This window comes from Streptomyces sp. NRRL F-2664 (genome assembly GCF_000719345.1).
In the GTDB taxonomy this organism is placed as follows: Bacteria; Actinomycetota; Actinomycetes; order Streptomycetales; family Streptomycetaceae; genus Streptomyces.
In genome coordinates this window covers 1-247 of record NZ_JOFX01000572.1, presented here as the reverse complement: position 1 = coordinate 247, position 247 = coordinate 1, and the positions used below count along the sequence as shown (strand labels likewise).

Annotated in this window: 1 protein-coding gene; it reads left to right on the top strand. The window is 64.8% G+C overall.

Annotated elements, in window-relative coordinates; all coding sequences use genetic code 11:
• Positions 1–90 precede the first annotated feature (90 nt).
• Positions 91–247 (top strand): IS110 family transposase (locus IF89_RS44305; RefSeq protein WP_158718186.1); only part of this gene is annotated, 157 nt, incomplete at its 3' end.

The following is a 247-nucleotide window of genomic DNA, read 5'->3' as shown; positions in this document are numbered from 1 at the left end:
ATTAGGAAGTGCGAACAAGTCGCTGAGTAGAGCAATGCCGGCGAGGTCGTCCGTGGCACGAACAGAACGAAGACGTACGTCAGGAGCACGATGAGCCGGATATGGGCGGGGATCGACAGCGGCAAGGGCCACCACCACGGCCTCGCCCTGGACGCGGATGGCAAGACGCTGCTGTCGCGACGGGTCGCCAACGACGAACCCGAGCTGCTGAAGCTGATCAGCGACGTCCTGGCCCTGGCCGACGGCC